General features: G+C 66.9%; 6 protein-coding genes and 1 pseudogene. 3 read left to right on the forward strand and 4 right to left on the reverse strand.

Features of this window, described 5'->3' with window-relative positions:
• A partial coding sequence (locus WBF82_RS22675; protein WP_424385176.1) for a hypothetical protein occupies positions 1-296 on the forward strand: 296 nt, incomplete at its 5' end.
• A gap of 23 nt (positions 297-319) precedes the next feature.
• Here the strand turns inward: WBF82_RS22675 and gabT are convergent.
• The 4 genes from gabT to WBF82_RS22695 all read right to left on the reverse strand — a co-directional run bounded on the left by gabT (position 320) and on the right by WBF82_RS22695 (position 4,158).
• Positions 320-1,660 (reverse strand): 4-aminobutyrate--2-oxoglutarate transaminase, encoded by a 1,341-nt coding sequence (gabT, locus tag WBF82_RS22680; protein ID WP_424385177.1) that lies wholly within the window; start codon positions 1,658-1,660, stop codon positions 320-322.
• Between the two features lie 43 nt (positions 1,661-1,703).
• The gene (locus tag WBF82_RS22685; protein WP_424385178.1) at positions 1,704-2,027 is read right to left on the reverse strand and encodes a hypothetical protein; all 324 of its coding nucleotides are present in this window, start codon (positions 2,025-2,027) and stop codon (positions 1,704-1,706) included.
• A 313-nt stretch (positions 2,028-2,340) separates the two neighbouring features.
• On the reverse strand, positions 2,341-3,015 hold the full coding sequence (locus WBF82_RS22690; RefSeq protein WP_424385179.1) for a nitroreductase family protein: 675 nt from the start codon (positions 3,013-3,015) through the stop codon (positions 2,341-2,343).
• Positions 3,016-3,018: 3 nt separating this feature from the next.
• The gene (locus tag WBF82_RS22695; protein WP_424385180.1) at positions 3,019-4,158 is read right to left on the reverse strand and encodes an amidohydrolase family protein; all 1,140 of its coding nucleotides are present in this window, start codon (positions 4,156-4,158) and stop codon (positions 3,019-3,021) included.
• 118 nt (positions 4,159-4,276) lie between these two features.
• Between WBF82_RS22695 and yajC the strand changes: the two genes are divergently transcribed.
• Both yajC and WBF82_RS22705 read left to right on the forward strand, forming a co-directional pair.
• Positions 4,277-4,615, forward strand: a complete 339-nt coding sequence (gene yajC, locus WBF82_RS22700) for a preprotein translocase subunit YajC (RefSeq protein WP_424385181.1) — start codon at positions 4,277-4,279, stop codon at positions 4,613-4,615.
• Between the two features lie 91 nt (positions 4,616-4,706).
• A pseudogene (locus WBF82_RS22705) lies at positions 4,707-5,280 on the forward strand (protein translocase subunit SecD); the annotation flags it as partial.

A 5,280-nucleotide genomic window follows, 5' to 3' on the forward strand; every position in this document is an offset into this window, starting at 1 on the left:
AGCTCCGCGGGGTTGAGCTCCGCTACGCACTGACAATGGAATTGTTCCTCCACGGCCCGGCGACCATTCCCCAGCTGATGGACGCTCTCGCGTGGCACCGGTTTGCTGTGTGCGGGCGGGCGTCGAAGTCGATCTCGGATGCGTTGCGATGGGAGATGGGCTACGGCCGAGTGCGCCGGCTGGGACGGGGTCGGTATGGCCCCGGTTGGATGCCGCGCGGCACCGAGCACCGAATCCATACCCGCGTGCTGGCCTTACGCGACAAAGCCCGCCACCAAACCGTCAGTTGTCGCTGAGAGGCGGGCACATCGCCGCATCCTTACAGCTCGCGGAGCAGCCCGGCCACCACGTCCAGCCCCTCGCTGAGCAAATCGTCGCTGATAGTCAGCGGCGGCAGGAACCGCACGACGTTGCCGAAGGTGCCCGCCGTCAACACGATGACACCGTCGGCGATGGCCCCGTTGGCCAACGCGTTGGTCAGCGCGGCGTCCGGCTCGGCGGTGTCGCGTTTGACGAACTCGACGGCGATCATCGCGCCGCGGCCACGCACGTCGCCGATCCGATCGTCGGCGGCTTGCAGTGCAAGCAGCCGGTCCTTCATCAGCCGTTCGATCTGTCGGGCCCGGTCAAGCAGCCCGTCGGCCTCGATGGTCTCGATGGTGGCCAGCGCGGCCGCGCAGGCAAGCGGGTTGCCGCCGAATGTGCCGCCGACGCCGCTGGAGTGTGGGGCGTCCATGATCTCGGCGCGGCCGGTGACCGCCGACAGCGGCAGCCCGTCGGCGATGCCCTTGGCGATGCAGATCAGGTCGGGTTCGATGCCTTCGTGCTCGCAGGCGAACCACGCCCCGGTTCGCGCGATCCCGGTCTGCACCTCGTCGGCGACGAAGACCACGTCGTTCTTGCGGCACCAGTCCAGCAGCGCGGGCAGGAATCCCTCTGCCGGGACGATGAAGCCGCCTTCGCCCTGGATGGGCTCGATGACGACGGCGGCCAGGTTCTCGGCGCCGACCTGTTTGGCGATGACGTCGATCGCGCGCTGCGCGGCCAGCTCGCCGTCGGTGGCCAGTTCCTTATCAATCCGTCCGTCGCGGAACGGATACGACAGCGGCGCCCGATAGATCTCCGGCGCGAACGGCCCGAAGCCGCTCTTGTACGGCATCGACTTGGCGGTCAGCGCCATGGTCATGTTGGTGCGGCCGTGGTAGGCGTGGTCGAACGCCACCACCGCCTGTTTGCGGGTGTATGAGCGGGCGATCTTGACGGCGTTCTCCACCGCCTCGGCGCCGGAATTGAAGAGCACCGAACGCTTTTCGCCGGAGCCGGGGGTGAGCCGGTTGAGGTGTTCTGCGACGGCGACGTACTGCTCGTAAGGCGTCACCATGAAGCAGGTGTGGGTGAACTCGGCGACCTGGGCGCCTACCGCGTCCACGACGCGGGGTGCGGAATTGCCGATCGTGGTTACCGCGATGCCCGAACCCAAGTCGATGAACCGGTTGCCGTCGACGTCCTCGACAATCCCACCGGCAGCGCGGGCCGCGAAGACCGGCATGGTGTTGCCGACGCCGTGCGAGATCGCCGCGGCTCGGCGCTTAGTCAGCGCCTGCGATGCCGGACCGGGGATTTCGGTGGCGAGGTGGCGACTCTGTTCGACAGCAGACACGTCAGCAGCCTATCGGGCGTAAAGCCCCCGCCACGACCCAAAGTTATCCGGCGGGCGGCCCTTCGCCGAGCGGCCGGCACACATTGGTCGTCGGGTCCCAGTACTGGCCGGGATCGCAGCCCAGCGGTGTCGGCCCCTGCCCCAACGGCCGGCAGACGTTGCCACTCGGATCCCACCACTGGCCGGGGTCGCAATTAAGCGGTGTCGGCCCGACTCCCAGCGGCAAGCAGGCCTTGCTGAACGGCTCCCAATATTGGCCGGGGTCGCATTGCGCCGAGCTGACCGCCGGCGTCGCGATCGTCACAACTGCCATCGGCAGCAATGCCATAGCCGCAACCGGTGCCAGCCGGCCAACGAACTTCCTCATTGGCCGACCGTACCGTTAGCGACCCAAGATCGGACCGTATATGGACGGCACCTGGCAGATATTCAACTGCGCATTGCGACGCCACCCGATGTTGCACGGGCACACACCGGCATTCGGATCGAAATATGCACCGGAAGGACATGGCAGCGGCTGGCATGCATTCGAAGGCGGGCTCCAGAATTGGCCGTCGTCACATGGTGCCGAACTTGCGCTCGGCATCGTCATGGCCCCCATCGGCATCAACGCGATCGCGGCGACTGGTGCTAGGAGGCGAACAGACTTCCTCATGTGTCAGCCTCCCGTACAGGATACGTCAGGGCGGGCCAAAAACGGGGCCGTCGATCGAATCGACGGAAGCAAACGAGGCGACCGGCGCGCGGCGAAGTCGACGAGGCCGGCGCACCGGATACCCCAAAGCAATCACCGCGGCTAGGGCCAGCGGGTCGGGTGCCCCGAGCAAAGCCTTCACCTGCTCCTCCTCGCGGATCGCAATCGTGGTGATGACACCGCCCAGTCCCTCGTCATGAGCGGCCAACAGGATGCTCCACGCGAACGGGTAGATCGAGGCGCCGCCGGCGAAGGTGTAGCGGTCAGCGTCGCGGTCCACCGCCGCTAGCATCGCCAGGTCGGCGAATACGGCGAGCAACGCCGGCGCTTCGTCGAATCGCTCAGCGAAACCGCCTGGCGCCGCGGGGTTTTGGGCGGCAAGTGCACGCGCTTCGGCGTCGCGGTCATTCGTCGGCGCCCACGGCCGCAAGCCGGCGGCGCTTAACGCCATATAGTCCCGCGAGCCTTCCAGGTACAGATCCCGCAGCCGGCGTCGCCGGTCGGCGTCTTTGATCACGACGACCCGCCACGCCTGCGCGTTGGCGCCGCTGGGCGCGAACCGGGCGGTCTCGAGCACGCGGGCCAGCACCGCGTCGTCGACGGGTTGGTCGGTGAAGTCGCGCACTGCCCCGGTGGTGCGTAACGCCTCGCTGAGGTCCATCGCTCAATGATGAAGCAGCGCGTCGACGTTGGTGTGGAAGAGGCCGGGCATCTGCGGCTCCTCGCAGCCCATCCGGCGGTAGTCGTCGAGCGGCGTCGCGCTGCCCTCGGAGTGCGGGTAGTCGCTGCAGAACATGAACACATCGCCGGTCGCCTCGGTCAACCGCTTGGGATCCTCGTAAGAGAACGACGAGACGCGCACGTGGTCAAGGAAATACTGGCTCGGTCGGCGGGCCAGCTTCGCCACCGGTTTGCCGTTCAGTTGGGTGGTGAAGTCGGCGGCGCCGTCCAGCAACAGCAGAAACTGCGGCACCCACGACGAGCTGAGCTCGACGACGCCGAAGCGCAGCCGGGGATGACGATCGAACACGCCGTGCAAAATCAGGTCCGTCAACGCCAACGCCGGCGGCACCCACAGAAACACCGCTTCTGTCGCGGGTACCAGATCGTCGGCCGGCTCGTCTGGATACCAACAATCGTCGAACACCCGCACCTGATCGGCGACGTGAAAAACCGGGGTAATCGCGTGGTCGACAAACGCGGACCACATCCGGTCATGTCCGGGGTGTGACAGCGCGCGGCCGTCCACCGGTCCGGCGCCGATCATGGCCAGCGCGACACCGGAAGCCGCAAGCGTATCCAGTTGCGCCTCAAGCCAATCCGGGTCGCGCAGCGTGAGGTGGGCGACCGGATGCAATCGGCCCCGACCGTCGGCCTGCACCTCCGCACACCAGCGGTTCCACGCCGTCATATTGGCGGTCAGCGCGGCCAGCGACGACGCCAGGCGGCGTTCCCACAGCAGACCGTAATTGGGAAACACCACCGCCTCATCAAGACCGGCTTCGTCCAGCCATTGCACGCGAGACGCGGGCGAGAAATACGCCGCGGGTAACGCCTCGGCGTAGCGATAGGACGCCGGTTCACCGGCCCGTTGGCGCTTGCGGTGCTCCCCGCACGACGCCGTGTCACCGGGAAGATGGACGTCGGCCAGGGCAAGGTGACCGCCGCGCCAGCTCAGCCAGGTGTAGCCGAGCTCGTCTTCGACCAGGCTCAGCGCGTCATCGCGCGCGGCCGGGTCGATCAAGTCGGCCCACAGCGAACCGCTCTCATACAGGTGCTGGTCCGAGTCGACAATACGAACCACATCGCCTGTTCTCCCACGCTGCTACCCGCGCGTCAAGATGCGTGGCCGGTCGACCTCAGACGACCTAGTGGCAGACTGGTGACCGAATCCCAGACGAACAGGAAAGATCGTTGCCGTCATGAACCAAATGGTTGTCTTTTTACCGCTGCTCATCGTGTTGGGCGCGTTCATGTTTTTCGCCTCTCGGCGGCAGAAGCGCGCGATGCAAGCCACCATCGACCTGCACGAGTCGCTGCGGGTCGGCGACCGGGTGCACACCACCTCCGGGCTGCAGGGAACTATCCGGCACATCACTGACGACAACGTGGACCTCGAGATCTCACCCGGCGTGGTCACCACCTGGATGAAGCTCGCGGTCAGGGATCGCATCGAGCCGGAGATCGCAGAAATCGACGTCACCGAGGCCACCGAAGCCGACGATTTCGCCGACGACCCGGAGCGACTGCCCAAGGACTAAGGCCCGCCACGTACCCTTTGCGGGTGCAGTCGAATTGATCGACGCGCGACCCGCGGGAGCGGATCGCCCATGAGCGGAGGAGAGTCAACACGTGGCATCGCCATCGGCGCCGGTGCACCCTGCCCGCTACCTGTCGGTATTCCTGGTGCTGCTGATCGGCGTCTACCTGCTGGTGTTCTTCACCGGAGACAAGCGGACCGCCCCGAAGCTCGGCATCGACCTGCAGGGCGGCACCAGGGTCACGTTGACCGCGCGGACCCCGGATGGTTCGCGGCCGACCCGGCAGGCGCTGTCTCAGGCGCAGCAGATCATCAGCGACCGCGTCAACGGTCTGGGCGTCTCGGGTTCTGAAGTCATTGTCGACGGCGACAACCTGGTCATCACCGTTCCAGGCAAAGACAGCAGCGAGGCGCGCAACCTGGGGCAGACCGCACGGTTGTATATCCGTCCGGTGATCAATGCGCTGCCAGTTCAGAGCGGCGCAATGCCGCAGGGCCCGCAGCGGCTACCTGCGCCGCACCCAATGCCACGGCTGCCGGGACGAGCGCCCGGAGGACCTGCGCCCGGCGCACCCCTACCCGGTGGGCCCGGGGCACCGGTGCACCCAGGCGGCGCTGCACCCGGCGACGCCCCTGGCGGTGGTGCGCCTGGTCACGCAGCGCCTG

The organism is Mycobacterium sp., assembly GCF_049673265.1.
GTDB lineage: Bacteria > Actinomycetota > Actinomycetes > Mycobacteriales > Mycobacteriaceae > Mycobacterium.

Bases quoted from the DNA above. Each gene is read 5' to 3' on its own strand.
- WBF82_RS22685 (WP_424385178.1), bottom strand. From the start codon at position 2,027: ATGAGGAAGTTCGTTGGCCGGCTGGCACCGGTTGCGGCTATGGCATTG.
- WBF82_RS22690 (WP_424385179.1), bottom strand. From the start codon at position 3,015: ATGGACCTCAGCGAGGCGTTACGCACCACCGGGGCAGTGCGCGACTTC.
- yajC (WP_424385181.1), top strand. From the start codon at position 4,277: ATGAACCAAATGGTTGTCTTTTTACCGCTGCTCATCGTGTTGGGCGCG.